Origin of the sequence: Paenibacillus sp. cl141a, from assembly GCF_900109305.1 — a bacterium.
Classification (GTDB): Bacteria; Bacillota; Bacilli; order Paenibacillales; family Paenibacillaceae; genus Paenibacillus_AQ; species Paenibacillus_AQ lautus_A.
Map to the genome: position 1 here is coordinate 990,770 of NZ_FNZO01000002.1, position 22,782 is coordinate 1,013,551.

The 22,782-nt window shown below is 44.8% G+C and carries 21 protein-coding genes and 1 pseudogene; 6 read left to right on the top strand and 16 right to left on the bottom strand.

Features of this window, described 5'->3' with window-relative positions; all coding sequences use genetic code 11:
• Window positions 1–27 precede the first annotated feature (27 nt).
• From BMX45_RS09690 to BMX45_RS09700, 3 genes are all read left to right on the top strand, one after another.
• Window positions 28–717: a hypothetical protein gene (locus tag BMX45_RS09690; RefSeq protein ID WP_254778006.1), complete on the top strand. Its 690-nt coding sequence runs from the start codon at window positions 28–30 to the stop codon at window positions 715–717.
• Between the two features lie 388 nt (window positions 718–1,105).
• Window positions 1,106–1,612, top strand: a complete 507-nt coding sequence (locus tag BMX45_RS09695) for a DinB family protein (RefSeq protein ID WP_090909469.1) — start codon at window positions 1,106–1,108, stop codon at window positions 1,610–1,612.
• 138 nt (window positions 1,613–1,750) lie between these two features.
• Window positions 1,751–2,605: a phosphotransferase family protein gene (locus BMX45_RS09700; protein WP_090909470.1), complete on the top strand. Its 855-nt coding sequence runs from the start codon at window positions 1,751–1,753 to the stop codon at window positions 2,603–2,605.
• Window positions 2,606–2,733: 128 nt separating this feature from the next.
• Here BMX45_RS09700 and BMX45_RS09705 read toward each other — a convergent pair whose 3' ends face one another.
• The 11 genes and pseudogenes from BMX45_RS09705 to BMX45_RS09755 form a co-directional block, all read right to left on the bottom strand.
• Window positions 2,734–3,315, bottom strand: coding sequence for a hypothetical protein (locus BMX45_RS09705; protein ID WP_090909471.1), 582 nt, complete (start codon window positions 3,313–3,315; stop codon window positions 2,734–2,736).
• On the bottom strand, window positions 3,303–4,076 hold the full coding sequence (locus BMX45_RS09710; RefSeq protein ID WP_090909472.1) for an energy-coupling factor transporter transmembrane component T family protein: 774 nt from the start codon (window positions 4,074–4,076) through the stop codon (window positions 3,303–3,305). The genes BMX45_RS09705 and BMX45_RS09710 overlap by 13 nt, the downstream gene beginning before the upstream one ends.
• Before the next feature lies 1 nt (window position 4,077).
• On the bottom strand, window positions 4,078–4,935 hold the full coding sequence (locus BMX45_RS09715) for an ATP-binding cassette domain-containing protein (protein ID WP_090909473.1): 858 nt from the start codon (window positions 4,933–4,935) through the stop codon (window positions 4,078–4,080).
• Window positions 4,935–5,774 (bottom strand): ATP-binding cassette domain-containing protein, encoded by an 840-nt coding sequence (locus BMX45_RS09720; RefSeq protein WP_090909474.1) that lies wholly within the window; start codon window positions 5,772–5,774, stop codon window positions 4,935–4,937. The genes BMX45_RS09715 and BMX45_RS09720 overlap by 1 nt, the downstream gene beginning before the upstream one ends.
• Complete coding sequence (locus BMX45_RS09725) at window positions 5,771–7,198, bottom strand: PQQ-dependent sugar dehydrogenase (protein WP_090909475.1); 1,428 nt, start codon at window positions 7,196–7,198, stop codon at window positions 5,771–5,773. The genes BMX45_RS09720 and BMX45_RS09725 overlap by 4 nt, the downstream gene beginning before the upstream one ends.
• A 231-nt stretch (window positions 7,199–7,429) precedes the next feature.
• Window positions 7,430–9,802, bottom strand: coding sequence for an AraC family transcriptional regulator (locus BMX45_RS09730; RefSeq protein ID WP_090909476.1), 2,373 nt, complete (start codon window positions 9,800–9,802; stop codon window positions 7,430–7,432).
• Between the two features lie 94 nt (window positions 9,803–9,896).
• On the bottom strand, window positions 9,897–10,778 hold the full coding sequence (locus BMX45_RS09735) for a carbohydrate ABC transporter permease (RefSeq protein WP_090909477.1): 882 nt from the start codon (window positions 10,776–10,778) through the stop codon (window positions 9,897–9,899).
• A gap of 12 nt (window positions 10,779–10,790) precedes the next feature.
• Window positions 10,791–11,753, bottom strand: coding sequence for an ABC transporter permease (locus tag BMX45_RS09740; RefSeq protein WP_090909478.1), 963 nt, complete (start codon window positions 11,751–11,753; stop codon window positions 10,791–10,793).
• A gap of 70 nt (window positions 11,754–11,823) precedes the next feature.
• Window positions 11,824–13,281, bottom strand: coding sequence for an extracellular solute-binding protein (locus tag BMX45_RS09745; protein WP_254778008.1), 1,458 nt, complete (start codon window positions 13,279–13,281; stop codon window positions 11,824–11,826).
• Between the two features lie 641 nt (window positions 13,282–13,922).
• The gene (locus BMX45_RS09750) at window positions 13,923–15,041 is read right to left on the bottom strand and encodes a copper amine oxidase N-terminal domain-containing protein (RefSeq protein WP_175495070.1); all 1,119 of its coding nucleotides are present in this window, start codon (window positions 15,039–15,041) and stop codon (window positions 13,923–13,925) included.
• Window positions 15,042–15,159: 118 nt separating this feature from the next.
• A pseudogene (locus BMX45_RS09755) lies at window positions 15,160–15,354 on the bottom strand (LD-carboxypeptidase); the annotation flags it as partial.
• Between the two features lie 126 nt (window positions 15,355–15,480).
• Here BMX45_RS09755 and BMX45_RS32100 point away from each other — a divergent pair.
• Together BMX45_RS32100 and BMX45_RS09760 are read left to right on the top strand one after the other, a co-directional pair.
• A complete protein-coding gene (locus BMX45_RS32100) occupies window positions 15,481–15,615 on the top strand; it encodes a hypothetical protein (protein ID WP_302847879.1) in 135 nt (44 codons plus the stop codon).
• Between the two features lie 119 nt (window positions 15,616–15,734).
• Window positions 15,735–16,403, top strand: coding sequence for an MBL fold metallo-hydrolase (locus BMX45_RS09760; protein WP_254778009.1), 669 nt, complete (start codon window positions 15,735–15,737; stop codon window positions 16,401–16,403).
• A 552-nt stretch (window positions 16,404–16,955) separates the two neighbouring features.
• On the opposite strand, the gene BMX45_RS09765 is transcribed toward BMX45_RS09760, so the two are convergent.
• The 5 genes from BMX45_RS09765 to BMX45_RS09790 form a co-directional block, all read right to left on the bottom strand.
• On the bottom strand, window positions 16,956–17,657 hold the full coding sequence (locus BMX45_RS09765; RefSeq protein ID WP_090909481.1) for an ABC transporter permease: 702 nt from the start codon (window positions 17,655–17,657) through the stop codon (window positions 16,956–16,958).
• Between the two features lie 12 nt (window positions 17,658–17,669).
• Window positions 17,670–18,623 carry a glycine betaine ABC transporter substrate-binding protein gene (locus tag BMX45_RS09770; protein ID WP_090909482.1) on the bottom strand — a complete coding sequence of 318 codons (954 nt, stop codon included), beginning with the start codon at window positions 18,621–18,623 and terminating at the stop codon, window positions 17,670–17,672.
• Window positions 18,620–19,285: an ABC transporter permease gene (locus BMX45_RS09775; RefSeq protein WP_090909483.1), complete on the bottom strand. Its 666-nt coding sequence runs from the start codon at window positions 19,283–19,285 to the stop codon at window positions 18,620–18,622. Before BMX45_RS09775 ends, BMX45_RS09770 begins: the two co-directional genes overlap by 4 nt.
• A gap of 1 nt (window position 19,286) precedes the next feature.
• Window positions 19,287–20,450 (bottom strand): ABC transporter ATP-binding protein, encoded by a 1,164-nt coding sequence (locus tag BMX45_RS09780; protein ID WP_090909484.1) that lies wholly within the window; start codon window positions 20,448–20,450, stop codon window positions 19,287–19,289.
• Window positions 20,451–21,594: 1,144 nt separating this feature from the next.
• Complete coding sequence (locus BMX45_RS09790) at window positions 21,595–22,020, bottom strand: exosporium protein C (RefSeq protein ID WP_090909485.1); 426 nt, start codon at window positions 22,018–22,020, stop codon at window positions 21,595–21,597.
• 234 nt (window positions 22,021–22,254) lie between these two features.
• On the opposite strand from BMX45_RS09790, the gene BMX45_RS09795 reads away from it, so the two are divergent.
• Window positions 22,255–22,707, top strand: coding sequence for a GNAT family N-acetyltransferase (locus BMX45_RS09795; protein ID WP_175495071.1), 453 nt, complete (start codon window positions 22,255–22,257; stop codon window positions 22,705–22,707).
• Window positions 22,708–22,782 lie beyond the last annotated feature (75 nt).

Below are 22,782 nucleotides of genomic sequence, written 5' to 3' on the forward strand. Positions count from 1 at the left end.
TCATTTAAACCGAAAGCGGTTCACACGTTGGTTGCTAAAGGCGCTAATATCAGCGCAATAAATAAGATGGGGCAGACTCCATTAGAAAAAGCTTTGGCCATGTGCAGGAACGCGGATATTGTCAATATGGCGGAAGTTGCCGATATTTTGCTAAACGCTGGAACAACTGTAACGCCGGGGATGCAAGACTCTATTAAGCGAATCGGAAACGACTTTGAATTTCACAGAGAAGGTTTTAATAAAGAATATTTGAATCAAACCGATGAGGCACTTTTACGTCTATATGAGCTATTTGATGTTCCTCCAGTAGAGAAGCGAAAGACGCACGACGGCGCCTCTTCAATAACAGTATCAACAAAGGGATGGCAGGCTCAACATCATGAACTCTGGAATTTACTCATTCCTTCAAAAGGACATGCGAAAACCGTACAGGGTGAGGTTATCCGGATTACGGGTAAAGTGTCATACGAAATTTTAGATAACGGCGGTATGAACTGGGATCAGCAATATCGTAAAATGCTCAATCGTTTGATTCATTACTTTAGCTTGGGTACACCATTAGATCCCGCTTCACTTCAGGAGGCAGGAAAATTAGCGAAAGAACTTCACAACGGAAATGGCAGCGATGAGCCTGCGAGACTGTGCGAGCTGGCAGTGCATTGGGTTCTCAGCAATCCGAATCCTATTACTCTGGAGCAGCCTGACTATAAGCGATAACATATATTCGACTTATCAATGTATATAATAAGCATTTTAAAGCAGAATACTTTCCCTTTTTCTAAGCACTTCGTAGCTAAGAAAAAGGGGATATTATTTAAATTTAATACATAAGAAATGTAAAGAACGAAGTGAAATGAAGGAACGAATGAAGTGTGTTGTAGAATTACTCGAAGAAGATATTGACATCTGATAACAACATATTCACGAAACGTGGCTTACACCCCTTGGTCTGCCAGAGACATGGAAGAAGTCATTTCAGGCAGACAACTCTGCACCACCTATATGCATGGTAGCCAGTCGCTCTGCTCCTTTAAGCGGTTAGGATTCGTGAATACAAGATCGTTATAGGAAATATCCGCAAAATATTAAAGAAAGGGAGTTTTTTATGGAGCTTCAAGAAATCGAACAAAAATTAAAAGAGACCAGAGACGAATTATTTGGAATTCTTACTGGGTTGAGCGGAGATCGATTAAACCAACAGAAAGACTTAAACAGTTGGAGTATTAGTCAGGTTTGCCAGCACCTTTTTAAAACAGAGGAATTATATGTCGTAGCTATAAAGAGAGGGTTAAAGAGCAAAGAAGATTCATTTATAGAAAATAAATCAGTCGAATTTCTGCTTGATCGAAGTCAAAAGCTAGAAGCTCCTGACATTGCTAAACCAACGGATGAATTTTTAGAACATGAAGAGATCATTGAGAAACTAAACAATTCAAGACAGAAGTTACTTGAACTATTAAATACAGTAGAAGACGAGTCAGTGCTGAGTAGAAGACATTTTATACACCCGGTCTTTAAAGAGATGTTATTAATTGATTGGCTTAAATCCCTCTACTTGCATGAACAAAGGCATATTAATCAAATACATGAAATTATAGATAGACTTAAGTAAATAAGCTGCATATTCGAAAAAAAGGTGGATACAACCTATACCATTTTATTCATGCATCGGGCATATGGGAGTTGGACATCGTGAATACATTAACGTTAGTCGAAATAACAAAAACTTAAAAGAAAGGAGTACCCTTTAATGTTATATACATTAGGACAAAAAATCGGAGAAGGCGGATGCTCTGAGGTTTTCGAAGTAGGGAATAATAGAATCATAAAACTGGCCAAAGAGAATACAAGTTTCGAAGCTTTAAGAAGAGAGTATTTGAATAATTGCATCGCTTGGGAATGTGGACTCCCTATTCCTCAGCCTTTTGAGTTAACGAAAATGAGTGGAAGACCGGGGATTGTATTCGAACATATTGCAGGTAAAACTATGATGGAGCGTTTTTTTAATCAGGTTATCGTTAGCCATAACAACGAAGTTAAACAAGCCGACGTTCAGCTTACAGCTCAACTCCTATTTCGCGTTCACCAAGCATTAGCTGAAGGTAAGGAATTGCCTTGCCAGAAAAGCATAATAAAATCAAACATCTTGAGTGTTAATTACCTGAGTGCCAGTGAAAAAGAGAGCGCAATATCCTTATTAGAATCGCTGGAAACGAAACAATGCCTATGTCATGGTGATCCAAATCCACGCAACGTCATCGTTAAGGATGACGGAGAAGCAATCTTGTTAGACTGGATGAATGCAACCATAGGAAATCCTGAAGCGGATATTGCTGAGTATATTGTAATGATTCGATATGCCGTATTGCCGTCCTCCTTTCCCGAGGAAACCAGAGATATGTTTGATTCGATTCGTGAGGATCTAATTGACCTATTTATAGACGAGTACTATAGACTCTCTGGGATTTCTTATGATGATGTAGTGCCTTGGATAATACCGATTTTAGCAAGGAAATTGTCTGCTGATGCCATTTCTGATGTTGAGAAGAAGAAGCTAGTTGCAGAGATAAGAAGAGGTTTAGGGAAACAGAAAAATCGAGTGTAGGCAATTCTTTCACGCTGGGGGCCATCCGGCCCTCGGTCCGGCAGAGGGTTTTCGAGGATACGGATACCGTCGGAGACTTCTTCCCCTTTAAGATAAAGACTATCTTGGAATTGGCAGATAGCCCCGTCTTATTCAAGTAATCCCCTACTTATTTTCGTAATGAGATACCTGCTTATTTCTACCCATAGCCAGCTGTAGAAAAGCGAGAACACATATACGAGAGAGATCGTACTTAGGCTAACTGTAGATGAAACTGCAGGGCCCAGAACAGGAAATCGAAAAACGTATAGCAACAAAAGGATTCCCGCCCACAAAGAAAACGATCCGGCAATCACGGCCGGCAAGCGTAATTTCAAATATAACAGCGAACCGCCAATCCCAAGCCCCAATAAACCTGTCGTGAAAGGAAAAACGATCAGTTCGCTGGGTTGGATAAAAAAGAGAAGCAGCATCGCGAGCAAATAGGCGGTCAGACCGGAACCGACGGAAAGGATCGTACATAACACAATGGGGGCTGTGGCGAGGGGACTAATCAAGTAGCCTATCCCTGGCAATAAGCCTCCCATGGATTGAAAAATGGCGGATAGCGCGGCAAGAAAAGCGACCGTAATCATTTTTCTTGTGGCAAATTGGGCCGCTCCAAAACGGGTGTGAATCTCTGAAACTTCTGCACTTACAGGCTTTAGCCAGTAATTTTTCATGGAATCCATCGTTCAAAAACTTCTCCTTTCAACAGCATATGGATCAGAAGCAGAGCCAGCGCAAGAAGGATCGTTATCCCATCGCGCCAGCTATACTGTAAACGGCGTGCCCGGATTTTATTTCCCGGTAAGTAGCAACGAGCGTCCATCGCGAGAGCCAGTTGGTTCGCACGGCGAAGCACGGCAACGAACAGAGCAACGAGAAGCTGAAGAAGAGATTGTGTTGTGGTTCGAAGGCCTTCGCCTTTATAACGTGCGTGTTTCAGTTTGTGCGATTTCATCATGGCGTCGGTTTCATCGATAAAGAGCGGAATAAACCGGAAGGCCACCGAGATCATACATACGAAATTCTGAACCGGAAATCGAACGAGAGTAAGCGGGCGTAGGATGGCTTCTAGACCGTCTGCCAGCTTGGTCGGAGGGGTTGTTGCACTGAGCGCTATAGCCGTTGTGATAATAAAAATGAGCTTGCAAGGCAGGAGAATTGCATTTTTAAGATCGCCTAGCAGCATGTGAAAACAAAACAGCGTGAGCAGCAGGGGAATCAAACCCAACAGACCGTTCCATAAATAAGCTAGCGGCAATCGGGCGGCGAGAATCAACGACAATCCAACGATTGCATAGAATACCACGCTGACTAGATCATTTGAGATGGTAACCAAAGATAAATAGGTCGCCGTAAAGATAAGTTTTGAACGAGGATCCAAATCTTGCAAAAAAGAGCGCGTGTTCATAGACGACCCGAAAGACAGCAGCTTCAACCATTGCATATCACAGTTCCTTCCTAGAGAGAGTTGTGATGAATGATATCAATTGCTCCTCTTTATATACACTTTCGAGCAGTTTGTTGGCGGACCGTTCTTCGAGTGAATCTATAAAACGGAGCAGGGGCGTTTTCACAAAACCGATTCGCTCCAACCGCTGCCAGTGATCCCGAATGTTACAGGGGTGGAAATCCGCGTATAATTGACCATGGTCCAACACGAGAATCCGATCAGCGTATTCGAGGGCCTCTTCAAGCCGATGAGTCATGTAGAGAACCGTCATTTTTCTCTCATTATGAACTTGCTTTAGATACGATAACACTCTGCTGCGTTCCCAGTTATCTTGGCCCGCTGTCGGTTCGTCCAGAATGAGAATTTTCGGCTCCGTAACGAGCACTCCTGCCAGTGCGATCCGCCGCAATTCACCGCCGCTGATTTGAAAAGGCGACCGGTCTTTGAACTGCGAAAAGCACAACCCTACGGCTTCCATCGTTTGTTTCACTTGCTCCGCAACCCATTCCCGCCTCGTGCTTAGTCGATGTAGTCTGGCTCCGAAATGGTTGAAAACCGTGTCCTCTATGACTTGGTGCTCGGGGAATTGGAACAAGAATCCGATTGTTTTCCAAAGGCGGAGACGGTCGGACTTTTTATGGACTCGGTAAGGTCCGATTCGTACTGCCCCTGATTGAGGGAGGATCAGGCCTCCCATCAACTGTCCCAATGTGGTTTTTCCGCTCCCTGTCGGCCCCATCATCGCCACGAACTGCCCTGCAGGAACATGCAGCGAGATTCGATCAATGGCTTTTGCATTAAAAGGGGTTCTGGCGGCAAGCATGCAACTGACGTCCTCTAAAACAATATCCATCATTCTTCCCCGAATTCAAATTCATTCGTAGCAGGTACATTCAGCCCTTTTTGCTTGGCAAGATCACGCATTCGAACAGAAAACGGTGGGAGAAGGCCGGAGTCCGTAAAAACGCACGAATTTGCCGCCGCTTCTTGGGGCGTTCCATCGAACCGGATCTTACCTTTCTGCATCACAACAAGACGATCGGCAGTGAAAATCTCTTCGACCTCATGGGTCACCTGGATAAGCGTGTATCCGTTACGATGCAGTTCGGACATAATCTCATGAATTTGCCGGGCGCTATGGGGATCGAGCATGGAAGTGGACTCGTCAACAATGATCACTTTGGGCTCCATGGCCAGAACTCCGGCAATCGCGAGCTTTTGTTTTTCCCCGCCGGATAGAAAATATGGAGGACGATCTTTCAGTTCATAGAGCCCAAGCAATTGCAAGACGGATCGGCAACGGGATTCTGCTTCATCCGGGGAAACGCCGATATTATACAAGCCAAAAGCCGTATCCTCCTGAACGGTCAAGCCAACAATTTGATTCTCCGCGTTGGGGAACACCATACCCACAGTTTGACGAATATCCCATAAGTTCCGATGGTCGCATGTTTTCTTTCCGTAAACGGCGACTTCTCCCAATGTAGGTTGGAGCAGGCCGTTAATCAATCGAACTAACGTTGATTTTCCGGAACCGTTACCACCCACGATCGTAAGCCATTCTCCTTCATCAAGGGTTAGATTGATTTCCCGAAGTGTCCAATCCTGGCGCGAATCGTACCGGAACCATACGTCTTTGAAAGAGATAACGTTTTCCATTGTGCCCTCCGGCTTTGGTTCATTATGAATCATGGAACAATTTCAAAAACGGTACCCTGGTTAGCATCAGCCACTTTCATCGAGCCATAAACCCCTAAATAGAGTCTGGTTTGATTCAGATTCGTTCCCAGACTAACATAATACGCGGATTGAGACCCAAACGGATCATCGGTTTCAATAACATGAAAATCATTTAGCTTACCATCCGTTCTTACCTTGGTGTAAGCTAGGACCCCTCTAACGGGAAGTTGAGATTCAGGCCCTCGAGCCAAATCGGTAAACACAACGTTTCCTGATAGAGAGGGGATCTCACATCCCATATAGGGCTGTACTCCTGTAAGTGCAGTTGCTCTAAACTTATCGGTTCGGGAATCTTCATGAAAATAACTTGTCAGAGGCTGAAGTCGCCGCACGGAAGTTCTTACGGCTTCCTCGTAATATGCAATGGTTTTCTCGTTCAAAGCCGGATTTGCAGGGCAGCCGGTTATGATCGAGGTCGGAAAAGCACCTTCCCAACCGCGCCAGCCGAGGTTAATAAATCCTTCATGGTCCGGTTCCGTTTTCATTAAAGAAGCTTGTATAAGCTGAGTAACCGGTATCGGTTTATAATGAACGAACGAAAAAATCGACTCTACGAGATCCTGTCCGACATTTCCTACGTATTTGATATACTGATTGTAAAACCTTTGAAATGAAATGCCGGGTATATTGCGAACGCCTTTGGCAATAACCGTAAGCGTTTCCTGAATGGGTACGGGCAGTTCATGAAAACGCGTAACGACGGGCGGATTATCGATATACGTATTCTTAACGACATCAATTTCGATGATTTTACCTGCAATTTCCATATCGTCTTGGCTTAAATTAAACGGATCATAGCCTGATCCGCCATCACCGGTTGTCAAAACAAGCTTTCCTGTTTCAGGGGAAAAGTTTAGGCTATTGACACCGTTATGGTTTAAAAATGGCCTTCTGATATTAAGTAACGTCCGCCTTTTGTGAGGTTGGCCATTCGATTGCAGAATCCATTCTTCGACTGTATCGATATGATCGTATTGATGTTCTCTATTTGTCCACTTTAGGTTTAAGGTGCTAGCATCGCACGGGTTAGGCTTAAAAGATTCAGAAGGAGCACCTGGAAAGGCCCCTGGACCTTGGGTTCCAGCTACTGAATAATGGAGATAAAACAGACGGTTCAAATAAAATTGGGGATGAAATGCCAGCCCTAGCAGTCCCCGTTCATCATATCCGCCGCTAGAACCACCTAGTTTCAGGATTCGCGGGCGAATATCCAAGAAAGTCTCTATATCTCCGTTTCCAATGTAAAAGATCTCCCCTACCTGAGTCGCAATAAATAATCTTTCGATGGAGTCGCCCGGAAGAATCGTTGTTTTCAACACCGTGGGTAAATTTAGCTTGCTAACAATGGGCCGCAAACTAACGTTAACCTTCGTCAATTCACTTAACCCTCCTTTTATGGCTTTCTTGTATAAGCTTATGATTAGAACCGGTTATTATTCCGGAGGAGCGGCTAGTAGAGTCCATATAATTGTGCACTATGTTCCATGGAAAAAAAGACGAGCCCTGATAAAAATCCTCGGAGAAAGATGAGCGCAAAACGATTAGCAGCACATCCTTTCTTTTAATGAGAGGTGTGCTGCCAATGTAGCATAATGCAGTAAGAATTCCTATTCATTTAATCCAGCACATCTCGTCATACTCTCTCTATATTTACCGGGAGTAATGCCTTCGACCTTCTTAAAAACCCGAATGAAAACCGTATCGCTTGTATAACCGACCATCTTGGCAATCTGTGCGTTGGTCAGTCCAGGATCCGACATCAGTTTCTTAGCGTGATCCATGCGTACGACAGTCAGGTAGTCGTTGAAGTTCTGTCCACTCACTCTTTTGAAAAATTGTGAAATATATTGCGGCGTGATCTGCAAATGCTCAGACACTAAATTCAAGCTCATATTGGGATCGGCGTAATTCGCTTGAATGCAGGCTTGAATTTGCAGCAGGAGCTGTTCATTGTGATCGCTTCGTTCCAGTTTGAACGATTCGGCGGCCGATACATACAAGTCCTTCGCTTTTTCAAACATTTCGTCGGTTGTTTTACAGGAAAGCAGGAAACGCACAGGGTGGATGTCACCTTCTGTAAGCTTCCGGTAGGCCAGCGTATCCGAATCCGATGCCATGATACGCAGAAGGGTACCGGCAAGACTGAATAATAGGCATCTCCCGAGCTCCGGAGTGATGGATTCGTCCCGAAAATTTCGATCGAACAGCTGTGTAAGCAGTTGGACCACTTGCTCTGTATCGCCGCTTCGAATACAGTTGATTAACTGCAGCTCGGTTTCGACAGGGTAATAATACTGCAGCTTTTTCTGGCGAATATCATGATAGTAAAAGGTCGACAGCTGCCCATTGACCATCCTGTACTCCAAGGCGGCAGCCGCTTCCAAATAGGCTTCTCCTATCTGATGCTGGCCCTTATGAACGCCGCTTATGGCTATGCTGATCTCCAGCTTGAATCTCGTCTCCAGCATGCGATGCAATCCGGATACGATGTCCTTCACCCGGCAAGCCGGATGATCCATCTGATCCGGTCTTAGATTCACGAGCAGGGCCAGCCGGTCTTTCTCCAAGTCGATCGTATGAATCGTATGCCCTTCGTAGACGGTATCTTCAGCCAGATTAGAGATGATAAATCGCACCAATGCCCATTGTTTTTCACTTTGGTTCGGTGCGAACCGGGACATGTCGTCCACTTGAACAAGAATGACAATAAAATGAGGAAACGGAAAATGGATGCCCATAAAATCCAGCGATTGTTTCATTTGCTCCGGAGGCTCGAAATAGCCTTGAAGCACACGATGCAAATAGTTAGAACGAAGGATGGGCAGTTGCTGCGTCAGTTTGTTTTTGATATGCCGTTCTTCATCCCAGGAAATCTTCATCATCTCCAGAATGTAGTCCAATTCATTCACTGCAGGTTTGCGTGGATGAGATCTTCCGGCTTGAATCGCCTCTACCATTCTTTTGATTGGAAAATAGTTTCGATACGCGATTCCATATGCAGCTGCGCTTCCCGCAAGGATACATAGCAAGAGAAGCCACAGCGCAAGCTGCTCCATTTGTTTCACTTTCTCCAGATATACATTCAAAGGCATCACAGCAATATAGTACCATCCGACTTGTCCCGATGTTGTGAAGGATACCGTTACATCTTGGCCGTTCAGATTGGAATTGCGCAAACCGGAGTTCGACTTCAGTTCATTCAATATCGAGTTTGATAACGGACTAGCACCGGGTGTACTGCTGATGAGTTCATGATTTTGGTTCACGATATAAACGGAACTGCCGTTTGCGGACTCGATTTGTCGTGTCATTTCGTGAATCTTGGTTTCATCGATCAGAACCGTAAGATTCCCTTTAATATTAGACGTGTCTTCGACCGGCAACGATTGCATAAAGGTAATCACTTGCATAGGGTCATTCTTCAGGTTGCCGTATCGCTGTAAGGTGGAGGACGGCAGGTAAGTTTGACTATGATAGCTCGTCATCTGCTTACGCCATTCTTCATAAGTCATATGTTCAAAACGATAATATTTATCATAAAAGTTGTGAGAATCGGTTACGAGATTCGGTTTGACCACAGAATCGCTTCGGTCCAAAAAAATATAGAAATCATACACAAAATCCTTGGTCATTCTCGAATGCATTGTTAAATAATCTCTTGTAAACTGGACCAAATGATACCGTTCTGACAAGTCTTTGTTGTCCGTATCCAATAAATAACGCAGCTTCGGATTGAGTATAATCTGATGGGATAACTGCTCGATTTCTTTAAAATGGCTGTCTATATTGAGTCGCATCTGCTCCAGCATGCCGAGATTGGACCGTTCCGCATTGGATTTCATGATATGTTCAATATTGGTGTAGAACACAAACCAGATCAGGATGGGAAGCAGGAGCAGAAGACAATTGGATATGAGCATCCTGATGAATAGGCTTCTTCTTCGGCTCCCGGCATTCTTTCTCCGAATGATTGAATACATGGCGATCCTCCTAGTATAGAAAAGCTTGCTCAATCCCTATAATTCGGGAAGAGCAAGCTTACTCCCTTCGTTGGATGACCGATTCGTGTGATGATCATTCTTTTAACGCACCGATCAGGACACCGTGTACAAAATACTTTTGCAGAAACGGGTACAGGCATAATATTGGAAGTGTTGATATGATAATCGTCGCATATTTGATCGTGATCCCGATGTCCAGCCGATCTGTGGCTGCTGCGCCGGTCGTCATGCTGTCCGTGCTGTTCGAAATCAGAATTTCACGGAGCACTAACTGGAGAGGAAATAACTCCCGGTCACGCAAATAAATCAATGCGCTAAAGTATGAATTCCAATGCCCCACTGCATACCACAGCACCATGACGGCAATAACGGGCATCGAAAGAGGCACAATGATTCGGCTCATAATGATCCAATCATTGGCCCCGTCGATCCGCGCGGATTCCTCCAAACTAACGGGTACCGCTTGAAAGGCGGTTCGCATAATGATCAAGTTAAATGAACTGATAGCCCCTGGCAAGAGAAGAGCCCAAGGCGTATCCAGCATGCCGAGACTGTTCACCAGCAGAAAGGTTGGAATGAGGCCCCCGTTGAACACCATCGTGATCACGATGACGAGCATGATGGAATTGTTGAAATAGACGTTGCGGCGAGAAAGGGCATAGGCACCGAGCGTTGTCATGAATAGGTTGATGATTGTGCCGCCAGCAACATAGAAGAGGGTGTTCCGGTAGCCGGTCAGAATCATGGGATTATCTATAACGGCTTTATACGCATCCAGATTAAACCCGGTCGGGAAAAACAGCATGCCGCGAAATCGGGCGATTTCTGCAGGATCGCTTAAAGAGGCGAATAATACGTATAGGAACGGATACAGCGTGACGAAACAAAGCAGGAGCATGAAACATGTATTGACGACGGAAAATATCGATTCACCTAGGCTGCGTTTGTGAAACATACCGGTCCTCCCTTACCATAATTTATGTTCGCTCACTCGTTTGCTAATGGAATTGGCGAGTACGATCAGAATGAAGCTGATGACCGAATTGAATAGTCCAACGGCAGCGGTATAACCGAAATCGGCTCCCAGTATACCTTTCCTGAATACATAGGTAGAGATGACATCGGCCGTCTCATAGGTCATCGGATTGTACATCAAAATAATTTTCTCGCTCCCGACGGAAAGCATGGACCCCATGTTGAGGATGAGCAATATCACAATGGTCGGCATGATCCCGGGCAGGGTAATATGCAACGTCTGTTTCCATCGTCCGGCTCCGTCAATTCGGGCAGCGTCATAGAGCGTCGGATCAATATTAGCAATGGCGGCGAGATAGATAATAGAGCCCCATCCGATTCCCTGCCAGACGCCGGAAGATACGTACATGAACCGAAACCACCCCGGCTCTTGCATGAAGGCAATCGGTTCAAGTCCGATCATGCCAAGAAGTTGATTCACCAGACCATCGCGGGCAAAGAAGTCGATCATCATCCCGACCACAACGACGATGGAGATAAAGTGCGGGAGATAGCTTATCGTCTGGACGATCCGTTTAAAAAAACTCCTGCGAATTTCATTAAGCAATAAGGCCAGTATGATCGAAGCGGGGAACGCAAACAGCAATTCATAGATATTGATCAGCAGGGTGTTCCGAATCAGTCTCCAAAAGTAGTAGTTTCCAAAAAAACTTTCAAAATGATCGAACCCCACCCACGGACTTCCCCAAATTCCGTCTGCAAGTCCGTAATCTTTAAAAGCGATTTGCAGACCATACATGGGTCCATAATGAAAAACGATGTAGTAGGCAACGACGGGCAGCAGGATAAGATAAATGTAGCGATTTCGAATGATGTCCTTTTTGATCATGCTCCATTTCTTATCTGCCCGGTTCCCCGTTGCCGTCTTCACAATGTTTCTCTGTACATTAGGCATGGTTTACTCCTTCTTTGAATACCGGAGAACGGCAAGCCGCAAGCTTTCCGTCTCCAGTGTAGTAGGCATGTTATCGGTTGTTATAGCGTTCCAATCCGGATTGCTGCATTTGAATTGCCTCGTCGATTCCCATGCTTTTCAGGGTAGCGACATACTCATCGAACTTATCCAGCGATTCTGCGCCCATAATAAATTTGACGATCATTTCATTTTTATACGTATCGATATCGTTCATGATCGAGGCATATCGGCTATTGTTTTCCCTGGCGATGGTGATCGGAGGCATTCTTTTTTCATTCGAAGGTTCTGTCCAGACGGTCAATGCCTCTTGCTGCTCCGGTCTGGCCGCATATTGCTCCATGTAGCGTACATCCTGCAAGAAAGGACCCGCATCAGCGGACAAGACATGCTGTTTCAGGGATTGGGCAAGCGGCAATCCTTCCGGATTGTTCATGACGGAATCCATATACTTCGGATAACCGTCCTCCATCGTATAGGATGTGCCTTCTTTACCGAAGTTCATGATCATTCGGCCTTCTTCACTATAGAAATAATCGAAGAATTTTACGGTTTCAGCGATGTGTTTGTTGCTTTCAGTTATAGCAGTGAATATGCCGACAATCTGATTGTCCATTTGACCGAATATCGGTTTATCGCCAGATTGCAATGTCGGATAGGGTGTGGCAACCAGCTTGAATTGCGGTTCCTTGGACTCCATTAAATCCATAAACCTGCCCATGCCTCCGCCTACAGCCATAACAGCCGCACCGACCTGATTGCCGGTTATTTTGGCATCGTACATTTTGCTGTCATTGGCTGCAAAGTCCTTGTCCAACAAGCCCTCATTGTACCAACGGTTCATCGCCTCCAGGTATTCCTTGAATTCGGGTTGAACAGGGCCATATTTGACCGTATTTCCTTCGTGATAGAAGCCGTTCGGGATGCCAAAAGCGCCAGTAAACGCAAGTTCGCCTGCTCCGATCATGATCGGAATTTCATCCGCCTTTCCGTTGCCGTTAGGATCTTGTTCCTTAAACGCTTTCAAAACGGTGTACCATTCATCGATGGTTCTAGGAATAGGCAAATCCAACTTGTCCAACCAATCTTTACGTATAACCGGGCCGGAGTGGGTTTGCAGTTTTCTCACGGGGCGGATGAACGGAAAACCGATAAGATCGCCATCGTCCGTTGACGCCTGTCTTCTCCATTCCGGGTTTTCGTCCAGCAGCTTTTTGAAGTTAGGCGCGTGGTCCAAATAGTCATTTATTGGAATGATCTTTCCATCCTTAATCGCTTTTTGAGCGCCTCCCGGATAATTATTCCACGAATATTCAACGACATCGGGCAGCGATTTCGAGGCCATCATCAAGTTGAATTGTTCGCCAGCTTGGCCTTGGGCCGGGTGTTGGTAATCGATTTTGACACCGGTTTTATTTTCGATTTCTTGAATAGCGGTAATCTCACCATAGCTTTTCATAATAGCGGCTGCGTCGGGATGCATCTGTTTCCAATACGATAAGTTGCTCAAAGGTTGGGTGGACTCTGTGGATTCCGTACTCCCCTTTGGCATTTCCTCACTGCTGCAGCCCACAATCGCTGTGGCAGCCAGTCCCAGACATGTTATAACAGGTATAAGCTTTTTGATGATGTTCCTGCTCATCTGCATAAACCGTAGTTCCTCCTCCATTTTGATGTGCTTTTGACATATTCAGCATAAAGGATGGTTGTTTTTTCCGGAATCATATAAAATCAGGAAAGGGTTGCCATTATTAAGATCAGGCACTGGCGAATATAAAACTGAATCGACCATATTAAAGATTGGCCCTAGTAAGCGCTCAGCAGAGAGCCGTGAGCCAGCGGCAAAGAAAAAAGCCGCTATGGTGAGTAACGGTCGGCAAGAAAGGTCATGCAAGAGATTGTAGCCGTAAAGACAAATATTGACCATTTGTTATGCTTGACGGATGCGCAGAAAAATAAAGAAATGGAGCGATAACAACATGCAGCAACATGAGGTGCGAAGCACCGACTTGGCAGAAGTTGCAAGTGTCAATACACTTGCCGTGCTTGCCGGTTAGTGCAACTGGAATAATTGGTGCAAAAAATTCATACTAAAAAAGCCCTGTAAGAGAACAGGGCTTTTCTTTATTTGTAGTTTTTGTGGAAAAACGATTATCGCAACTTCAACGTATTCCCGTCAAGGCTATATGCTTTATTTTCTGAACGTCCGTCCTTCAGGAGAGAGATGGTAATCACAGACTGTCCACCCATAACTTGGTGATGCGTTGTTGCTTGTCGCAGATCTACATTTTGACTGCTAGCAAAAGGTCGGAAAGCTTCCGTAAGGCTGCTAATTACAAATTCATTATTTTGAAACCGAATAAGGGAAACCGTTGCGGGATTTAACCCTTTGCCTGGGAACTGTAGCAGCAGGCCATCATCGTCACTGGCAACTACTCGTCCAAAAACGTTCATCACGCTCCACTGTTGATTCGATGGGGTAAACACTAAAATTTGAGACTTGTATTCTCCGCCAATCGCAGACACCAGTCGCAGTTGATTTGGTCCCGAGCCAAACTGCAATCCTACATTTTGATTGTTCACTTCATTGGTTGTACCCGCAGCCAAGTCGGATAACACGAATTGCTGATTATTATAAGTAAAAACGCCATTAATGACCGGAACCCCGACCGATTCTATCTCATACAGATCCAGGACTAGCTCGGTTTGATTCATTTGACCTAACTCCAGGCTTCCTTTCTTCTCCCATGTTGAAGGAACCGTTTGGATCTGTTCGACTCGTTCCAGTCCAGCCGATTCAAAGCTCAACGTCAAGTGATCCGGAAACGCAAGGGTGCTTTCCGTACTCACGGTTACTCGTCGGTTTTGCTGATCCCAACTCACATTAGCACCTGTCGCTTCAGATATGACACGAACGGGAACCATCGTTCTTCCGTTCATAATTTGAGGCGGAACATCCGAATGAATCGGATTCCCGTTGATTACGATTCTTTCATTGGTTGGATTGGGTGCATTGCTTACCTCGCTTTGGTTATTCAAGTACACGGTTCCAGTGGCTTGATTCCAGCTTACGGTATAGCCTAATGCTTGTGAAATCTCCCTTACAGGGACCAACGTACGCCCTTGCTGGATAACGGGTGAAACCAGCATATTGATGGATTCTCCATTAACGACAACATCCACATTACCCGTAGGATTCGCAAAGGAAGTCCCCGATAATGAAGCACACAGCGCTGCTGTAACCAGTAATGAGGTAATTTTTTTCTTCAAGATGATATGTTCTCCTTTCTGTTCTCTTGTAATATTAGACGTTTAAAACCGAAGTATGTTTCAAGGCTAAAATTATCATTTTTTTGAGAATGGAGTAATTATTGATGAAAAGATTGCTTTACGGAACCTTTGCCTCTCCTACTTCAATCTCAGCGTAAGCCACGTTTATGAAAGTGATTTGTGGTGGAACATGACCACAATCAATATCGTAGATTATTGGAATCTGCAATTCCTCAAATAGCTCTTTGTAAATATCCTCCGCTGTATAATTGTCAATAGGTTGGTTAGCAGCGCTTCTTCCAAACAGAATACCCTTACAAATTATCAAACCACCCTGATCAAAACTAAGAGAAGTAAAGTTCAGTATATTTATAAATTACCTTTGCATAAATGGGTCGTCATAGTACCCTATATTTACCATGGTATTAGGGGATGACAAATGAACAGTACAGATAATGCAACTACTGCGAAAGAGGCACTTGCCCAATACGATCTTAATGTTGTATTCGTAACACCTGTAGCTCAAAGCGGTGCCGCGGTTTTCAAAATCGAAGATAATCAGGGGTTGTTGTAAAGCTTCTCGGGAGGTGATTCCATTGGTAAAAAATAAATAAGAAAATCTGTATGTAGATTAAAATATAGCATGCAGATTTTCTCTTTACTGTTACAGATTAAACGAAGAGGAGATTGAACATGCTAAATAAATTAAGTGAATCGATCTATTATCTATCTAACCAAAATGATAAAGAAAGACCGACCTTAGGGTTAGTTTGCGGAGATAAATATAGTCTTGTGATAGATAGCGGGAATTCCACTCAACATGCTAGAGGATTTTTACAAGAAATAAGCAATTTGAATGCGCCTCCCATTAAATATTTGGTTATTACGCATGCCCACTGGGATCATTTTTTAGGAATGAATGAGTACAATGCTACGATCATTGTTCATCGTTTAACCGAGCAAAAAATGAATGCTTGGAGAAATTATTCGTATGATGATCATTCTCTTCAAACCTATGTAGAATCTAATAAAATGACTATACCGTGCATGGAAACGATCCAGAATGAAATGCCGGAGAGAGCGTCATTTCAATTAAATACGCCAGATATCGTTTTTCAGGGATCTCTCCAAATTGATTTGGGAAACAAGGCTTGTATTATTGAAACAATTCAAAGCACGCATACGGATGATTCCACCATCGTGTATATACCGGATGAAAAGGCCATTTTTTTAGGAGATAGTGTTTATGGAACGACAACAAATTCATTATTTCATTACAAAAAATCCCGCCTATTGCCTATGATTAAAGATATTCAAAAATATGATGCGCGTCATTTCTTGCTTGGTCATGCTTGGTCATGAATCGATTTGTGATCTCGATGAGATGAATCAATTCTGGAAAGAGCTTACCCCTATCTAGCAGAGCCGCCAAATCCACATCATTAGATAGATGCATAGCGATTTTCGAGAAAGAGAATGATAGGAGTCCCCAAGGGGATGAGCTTTTCTTCTTAAAAGCTTTTGTTAACGATGAAATATTGAAATCACAACAGTATTAACCGAGTAACAGTAGATAAAAGAAGTTGCTGACATCAGGCAACATTGTATTCTGTGTGGTGATAAGCACCTATAGCGCTACAGACTAGGCATGCCCCGGCCAAGATAGGAGTTATCCATGGCTGGGGTTGTTTCGTATTAAAGACAAGGAAAGAAGTGCAGAGTTTTTTTGGAGAGGGTTAAGGAGAAGGGAGAATTTTAAGGGGAGATTAGACATTATTATGAAGATTATTGCTCCAAACCGATCATGATAACACGGAGAAGTGATGACAACTCAAAAAGAGGCGCCCCACAAGATCCGAGATCTTGAAAAAGGACACCCCTAATCGAAAGTATGCATTTTGCGTTAAACAAGCATCAGGCGGGCTTCTGTGCTTTTGCAGCTGATGGAGCCGCCCCGGCTGACTTCCGCTTGGCCAGATCCATTTTACGCTGCAAAAACCCAAGCACGATATCCGCAACGATGGCCAGCACAGCGGCAGGAATGGCGCCTGCAAAAATCCGCAGGGAGTTGTTGCTGTTTAGTCCAGCGTAAATTTCTCGTCCCAGCCCGCCTCCTCCCACGAGGGGAGCGATCGTTACAACGCCGATAGCAATAACGGCCGCGATACGCAGGCCCGACATGATGTACGTCAGCGCCAGCGGAAAACGCACTTTCACGAGCATTTGGAAGGGGCTCATCCCAATGCCTTTTCCCGATTCCAGATAGCTGGGATCTACCTGTTTTAACCCCACGTACGTATTCCGCGCGATTGGATTCAGGGAATACAGGAAGAGTCCCACCATGACCGTTGTCGTTCCGAGTCCCATCCATAACATGAGAACCACGAGCATGGCCAAGCTTGGTACCACCTGCAGGATGTTGGTGATAAACAAAATGACCTTGGCCGCCCATTTACTCTTAGAGCAGAGGATGCCAAGCGGCACGCCGACGATGAATGCCAGCCCCAGCCCGATAACCACCATCGTAATATGCTGGATGAAATACTCCCAGAGCAATTCTTGATTTCGTGATATATACGACAAAAAGTCGGCAAATGTTAAATGTTCACTTTCCATGCTTACCCTCCTTTAGCTTTTCAAGAAGCCCTGCTCTTTCAAGTACGCGATCGCGACCTCACGCTCGCTTTTCTTCTCAATGTCCACCTGATAATTAAGCGATATCATCGTATCTGCATCCAGATGACCGACTAAAGGCGCTATCGTATCCTCAATTTCAGGATGCTTCTTCAAAAGGTCCGAACGCAATACCGGACTTGCATCATAGGGAGGGAAGAATTGCTGGTCATCCTGAAGCGTTTGCAATTGGTAGGCTTTCAGCCGGGAATCCGTGGAATAGGCCAACACGATATCCACCTGCTCATTGGCTACCGCGCTGTAGACCAGGCTGATTTCCATGGGGAAGACCTGACCGAATTTGATGTCGTATGCTTTGGAGAATGCCGGATATCCATCCGTGCTTCTTTCCAGCCACGTTGTGTCTACCCCAAGCTTCATGGAGGCCATGTCTTTTTTGACATCCGAAATTTTGGTGTACCCGCTGGCTTCGGCAAGATCCTTTCTTACCGTGAACGCGTAGGTATTCTCAAAACCCAGCGGATTCATCCAGGTGAACCCGAAGTGTTCCTGGAATCCTTCCTGTGCCTCCTTCAAGACTTTATCGCGGTCTTTGGTGCCGCTGATTGGGAAATGGTTGTTGAAAATCTCACCGGTATATAGCGTCGCCATCTGAACGTCGTTTCGCTTCATCGCATTGATGACCAATGAACTTGATGCCAGATCCGGGATAATATCCACCTTCAGATCGGTTTGGTCTTCAATCAGCGCTTTATACATTTCGGCAATAATCTTGGTTTCGGTATAGGTTTGCGTCCCGATGGTAATGTCGCTTTGAATTCCGCATGCCGAGGTAAGAACGGCAAGAGCCATCAGGCAGACTAACACCGGTATCCTTTTCAGCTTGTTCAGTTTCATCACGCCTTCCTTGTTCCGTCCGGCTCGCTGTTTACGGTTGAAGTTATTCATATCGCAGCGTCCCGGGTTTGATTCTGATGGTAGTGCTTGCTCAGCCAGCCTTCCAGCAGACCAAGCAGTCCGTCAGCTACAAGTGCCAACAGAATTGCACCAATGCCACCGATGAATATCATCTCGGGTTTGTTGACCCCAAGCCCGGATACGATGAGCTGGCCTAACCCGCCAGCACCGATCAGGGAAGCCAGTGTTGCCCAACTGATGATATACACGGTCGTAATGCGTACACCGGACATGATGTAAGGAAGCGATAGGGGAAGCTGAATTTTCAAAATCGTTTGGGCGGTGCTGTATCCCATCCCCCTGGCTGAATTGAGCACGCCTTTATCCACCGAGTGAAAACCGTCATAGGTATTCCGCAGTATAGGCATTAGGGAATACAGAAACAGTGCGAGTATGGCCGGCTTCATACCGATCCCGAGCAGCGGAATCAGAATCGCCAGGAGCGCCAGGCTGGGAACCGTCTGAAACAGATTGGCAACGAAAAAGACGATGCTGTTCAACCAGCCGACCCGGTTGTAGACCAGCAGGATTCCGATCGGTACGGCAATCGCAGTCCCGAGCAGCACGGCAGAGAAGGAGAGGACCAGATGCTCTTGCAATGCCTTCAGAATATCCGGATAACGATCCGTGATGAAGCTCCAAAATGCATTCATATCACTCACCCTCTCCGTTCAGCTCCGGAGGAACAATCGTTGGATAAACCTCTGCCAAATGTTTAACGACGCTACCTCTTGTAATGAGTCCGAGGAACCGATTATTACTGTCGACAACTGGAAGGTTGCTGAGCTGATGGCTGTCCATGATCTCAATAGCCTGGGCAAGCGTGCTTCCCGAAGCCACGGAAAAACGGACCGGATGCATCACATCCGCCACGGTTTTTCCTTCCTCGCCGTATTGGTCGAGAACCCGGTAGATCGAAACCGCGCCTTGAAGCTGACGGTTACGATCCACGATCAGCAGAGAATCGACCCGCTTCATTTCCATCATCTTGATGGCTTCAGCCAAGCCCCGGCTCGGAAATGCCGTGACCGGATTCGTAATCATCACTTCATCCACAAGCGGAATTTCATAGGCGCTTTCATTTTCATTTTGCAGACGTTTCGAACCGATAAAGTCACGTACAAAATCGTTGGCAGGATGACGTAAAATGCTGTCCGGTTTACCCGTTTGAACCACTTCGCCGTCTTTCATCAGAACGATGGTATCCGCGATTTTAATAGCTTCGTCCATATCATGCGTTACAAAGATAATGGTTTTATTGAGCTCCTGCTGAAGCCGGATCAGCTCATCCTGAAGCTGCTCGCGGCTGATGGGATCCAGCGCGGAGAACGGCTCGTCCATCAGGATGATATCGGGTTCAGCCGCAAGCGCCCGCACGACGCCTACGCGCTGCTGCTGTCCGCCGCTTAGCTCGGATGGATAGCGCGTGCCGTAAATGGTGTGGTCAAGCCCGACCATGTCCAACAATTCATTCACTTTTTGATCTGTTTTGTCTTTATCCCACTTCTTCAGACGCGGAACCACGCCCGCGTTCTTGGAGATATTCATATGCGGAAATAAACCAACGCTTTGAATGACATAGCCGATATTGCGCCGCAGTTCAACCGGATTCAATCGGGAGATATCCTGACCGTCAATCAGAACTTTGCCCGAGGATGGCGTATTGAGCGCGTTGATCAGCTTCATGGTTGTTGATTTGCCGCAGCCGCTCGGACCGATGAGGACGGTAATTTCCCCTTTTTTGAATTCGAGATTAATGTCCTTCAGCGCGTGAAAGCCATTATCATAAACCTTGTTCACATGCTCCAGTACTATCATTCAATCGCCCCTTTGCAAGCAGTATCCATATTATGCGGAGCATTTGGCATATCATCCATCGGGGACCGAAAAAAAGTTGAGGAAAAGTATATTGCTGAGTAGGGAAGGCGGCAGCCTCGTTATGTAGAAACAGAAATGAAGCTAAGCAAGTTAGCTCTAAAAGATATCAAAATGGAATAGGATTAAGCGCATCATCAAGGGATGGAGAAAAACCAAGAGGAAACCCTGAGGGTATTAACAATTTAAGTCGGCAATCTTTGATATGGCATAGACTTACATGCCCCAAATTCCACCTTTATATGCATTTTAGCTTTCTAAGCGGTGTGCAATCCCTTATTACATCCATCCGAAGGAAGTATTCCAAGCCTTTTAGCCCCTATTCGTATATATGGATCATTTGTATCTTCATCCATGAATCCTGATATACCTGTGAGAATCAAGAGCTACGCCACTGCTTCTCTCAGCCCCAATGGATATATGCAAAATGCGTATGCAAGCAACGAGTCCTTGTTGAGTAGGACCGTATAACTGCTTATTCAATAATATGTTTAATACTAATACCCAGTTAGCATTGGTTTGAAACATGTATATGGAATGATTTGCAGCGAAGCACGGGAATACACATAATATGGAAGTGTTAATAAAGTTTATTTATATGATGTTATATGAATACAGAGGATTCGACATTTTATGGTTTTGTGATAGGTTCGGGAACAGCTGAAGCACATGTTTTGTGAACAATATGGATTTGAAAGAGATTCAAGAGGCAACTCAGCAGGCAATGTTTAACCAAAAACAACAGACGAAAGGATAATATTTCTTATGAAATTATCACCTGAAGAGCGACATTCGTCTCATGACACTCGACTTGCTCGCTATACGGCCGTGTCCACTGCACTAACTCTGCTTAGTAATGAACAGCTTAGAAAGCGAGTGGAAAAAGCTACGGTTCTAAATACTGGTATTGGTGGTACGACAGCTTTCTTGCAAATTGATGGTATACCCGTATTCATAAAAATGGTGCCGAATCCCAGGATTGTCTAGCATGCAATCACGCCGTGCCCTCTGAAGAGCAAAAGCAGCCCGTCCTCTAACAAGGAACGAGCTGCTTATTTCTTCTCTTTCCTATCCTGTAAATATGGGGTTAGTTTCTCGTTCTAACGGCTAACCCACTAAACGATATAGGCCCAACTACATCGGCTCTTGTATTTGCAGTAAGATTTTCTGCTGTGACTGTGTAAACATGGGCACCGGCTGATACATTTCGATCTTCCGCCTGGAACGTAACTGCATAATTTTGTTCAGATCCGGCAGATTCGATACCTTGTTGAGTGTTGAAAATCTCTCTTCCATCGCGGAAAATTCTAAAGAGTACTTGCGCAATGCCAGTGACGCCACGAACACCCACAGTTGCAACCAAATCTACCCGATTTGGTCGAGAGTTTACTGGAATTCGTAAAATGATTGTTGCAAGGCGCGATCTTGCTGGAGAACGTCGGATAATCAATGAGTTTGCTAAGTTGAATCTACGGCGCGGCTGGACGGCAGCTTTATCGAGAATTTGTGCCAAATATATCAACTCCTCTTGTTTTGATATATTCAAGATATGTCCGAACAAGGAAAGAGTGATTGGACAATTGTGGGAAATGCTTTGATTTGAATCAAATGCCATACAGGAACCATGGTATAGAGCAACGAACGTTATAGGGACTCGGGGGAATAACCGACAATAAGACCGTTAATGGGAACCTCGGACGTATTGGCATTCGTGTAGGCAAAACCGTAGTATGAATTGGAGGCTATGATGGTTAAAAATGTTACGTACAAAAAACTACAAGTCGGGGATGAATTGATATTTTTCGAGTTAGTGTTGCTTTTCAATAAGGAGTTCGAATCACCTAATAAGGACTACGTCAATATTGATAATACTACGGATCTTTTACGTAACCCTTTTTTTGCTTGTATCGTTGCAATAAAGGGTGACGAGGTTATTGGCGGATTAACAGGATACGAATTACCAATGTATGATCCAATAGGGTCTACTTTATATTTATATGACATAGCGGTAGGAATGAATTATCAACGCAAGGGAATAGGAAGCAGTCTTGTTAGGCAATTAGTAGAATATTGTAAAACAAAGCAAATCAATGATATCTTTGTTCAAGCAGAAGCTATTGATCAACACGCGGTTGATTTTTATAGAAAACTTGGCGGAGAGATTTCTAGTGTTTATCATTTTACATTTACAGTTAAATAGTTCCAACGAATCAAATAAGTTTTGTACCGATGTTCATTAAAAAGATGTTAGCTGAAAATACCTGTGGGAGAGGAT

Coding starts and splice junctions, on each gene's coding strand:
- BMX45_RS09695 (WP_090909469.1), top strand. CDS start 1,106: ATGGAGCTTCAAGAAATCGAACAAAAATTAAAAGAGACCAGAGACGAA.
- BMX45_RS09700 (WP_090909470.1), top strand. CDS start 1,751: ATGTTATATACATTAGGACAAAAAATCGGAGAAGGCGGATGCTCTGAG.
- BMX45_RS09705 (WP_090909471.1), bottom strand. CDS start 3,315: ATGGATTCCATGAAAAATTACTGGCTAAAGCCTGTAAGTGCAGAAGTT.
- BMX45_RS09710 (WP_090909472.1), bottom strand. CDS start 4,076: ATGCAATGGTTGAAGCTGCTGTCTTTCGGGTCGTCTATGAACACGCGC.
- BMX45_RS09715 (WP_090909473.1), bottom strand. CDS start 4,935: ATGGATATTGTTTTAGAGGACGTCAGTTGCATGCTTGCCGCCAGAACC.
- BMX45_RS09720 (WP_090909474.1), bottom strand. CDS start 5,774: ATGATTCATAATGAACCAAAGCCGGAGGGCACAATGGAAAACGTTATC.
- BMX45_RS09730 (WP_090909476.1), bottom strand. CDS start 9,802: ATGTATTCAATCATTCGGAGAAAGAATGCCGGGAGCCGAAGAAGAAGC.
- BMX45_RS09735 (WP_090909477.1), bottom strand. CDS start 10,778: ATGTTTCACAAACGCAGCCTAGGTGAATCGATATTTTCCGTCGTCAAT.
- BMX45_RS09740 (WP_090909478.1), bottom strand. CDS start 11,753: ATGCCTAATGTACAGAGAAACATTGTGAAGACGGCAACGGGGAACCGG.
- BMX45_RS32100 (WP_302847879.1), top strand. CDS start 15,481: ATGAACAGTACAGATAATGCAACTACTGCGAAAGAGGCACTTGCCCAA.
- BMX45_RS09760 (WP_254778009.1), top strand. CDS start 15,735: ATGCTAAATAAATTAAGTGAATCGATCTATTATCTATCTAACCAAAAT.
- BMX45_RS09765 (WP_090909481.1), bottom strand. CDS start 17,657: ATGGAAAGTGAACATTTAACATTTGCCGACTTTTTGTCGTATATATCA.
- BMX45_RS09770 (WP_090909482.1), bottom strand. CDS start 18,623: ATGAATAACTTCAACCGTAAACAGCGAGCCGGACGGAACAAGGAAGGC.
- BMX45_RS09775 (WP_090909483.1), bottom strand. CDS start 19,285: ATGAATGCATTTTGGAGCTTCATCACGGATCGTTATCCGGATATTCTG.
- BMX45_RS09780 (WP_090909484.1), bottom strand. CDS start 20,450: ATGATAGTACTGGAGCATGTGAACAAGGTTTATGATAATGGCTTTCAC.
- BMX45_RS09795 (WP_175495071.1), top strand. CDS start 22,255: ATGGTTAAAAATGTTACGTACAAAAAACTACAAGTCGGGGATGAATTG.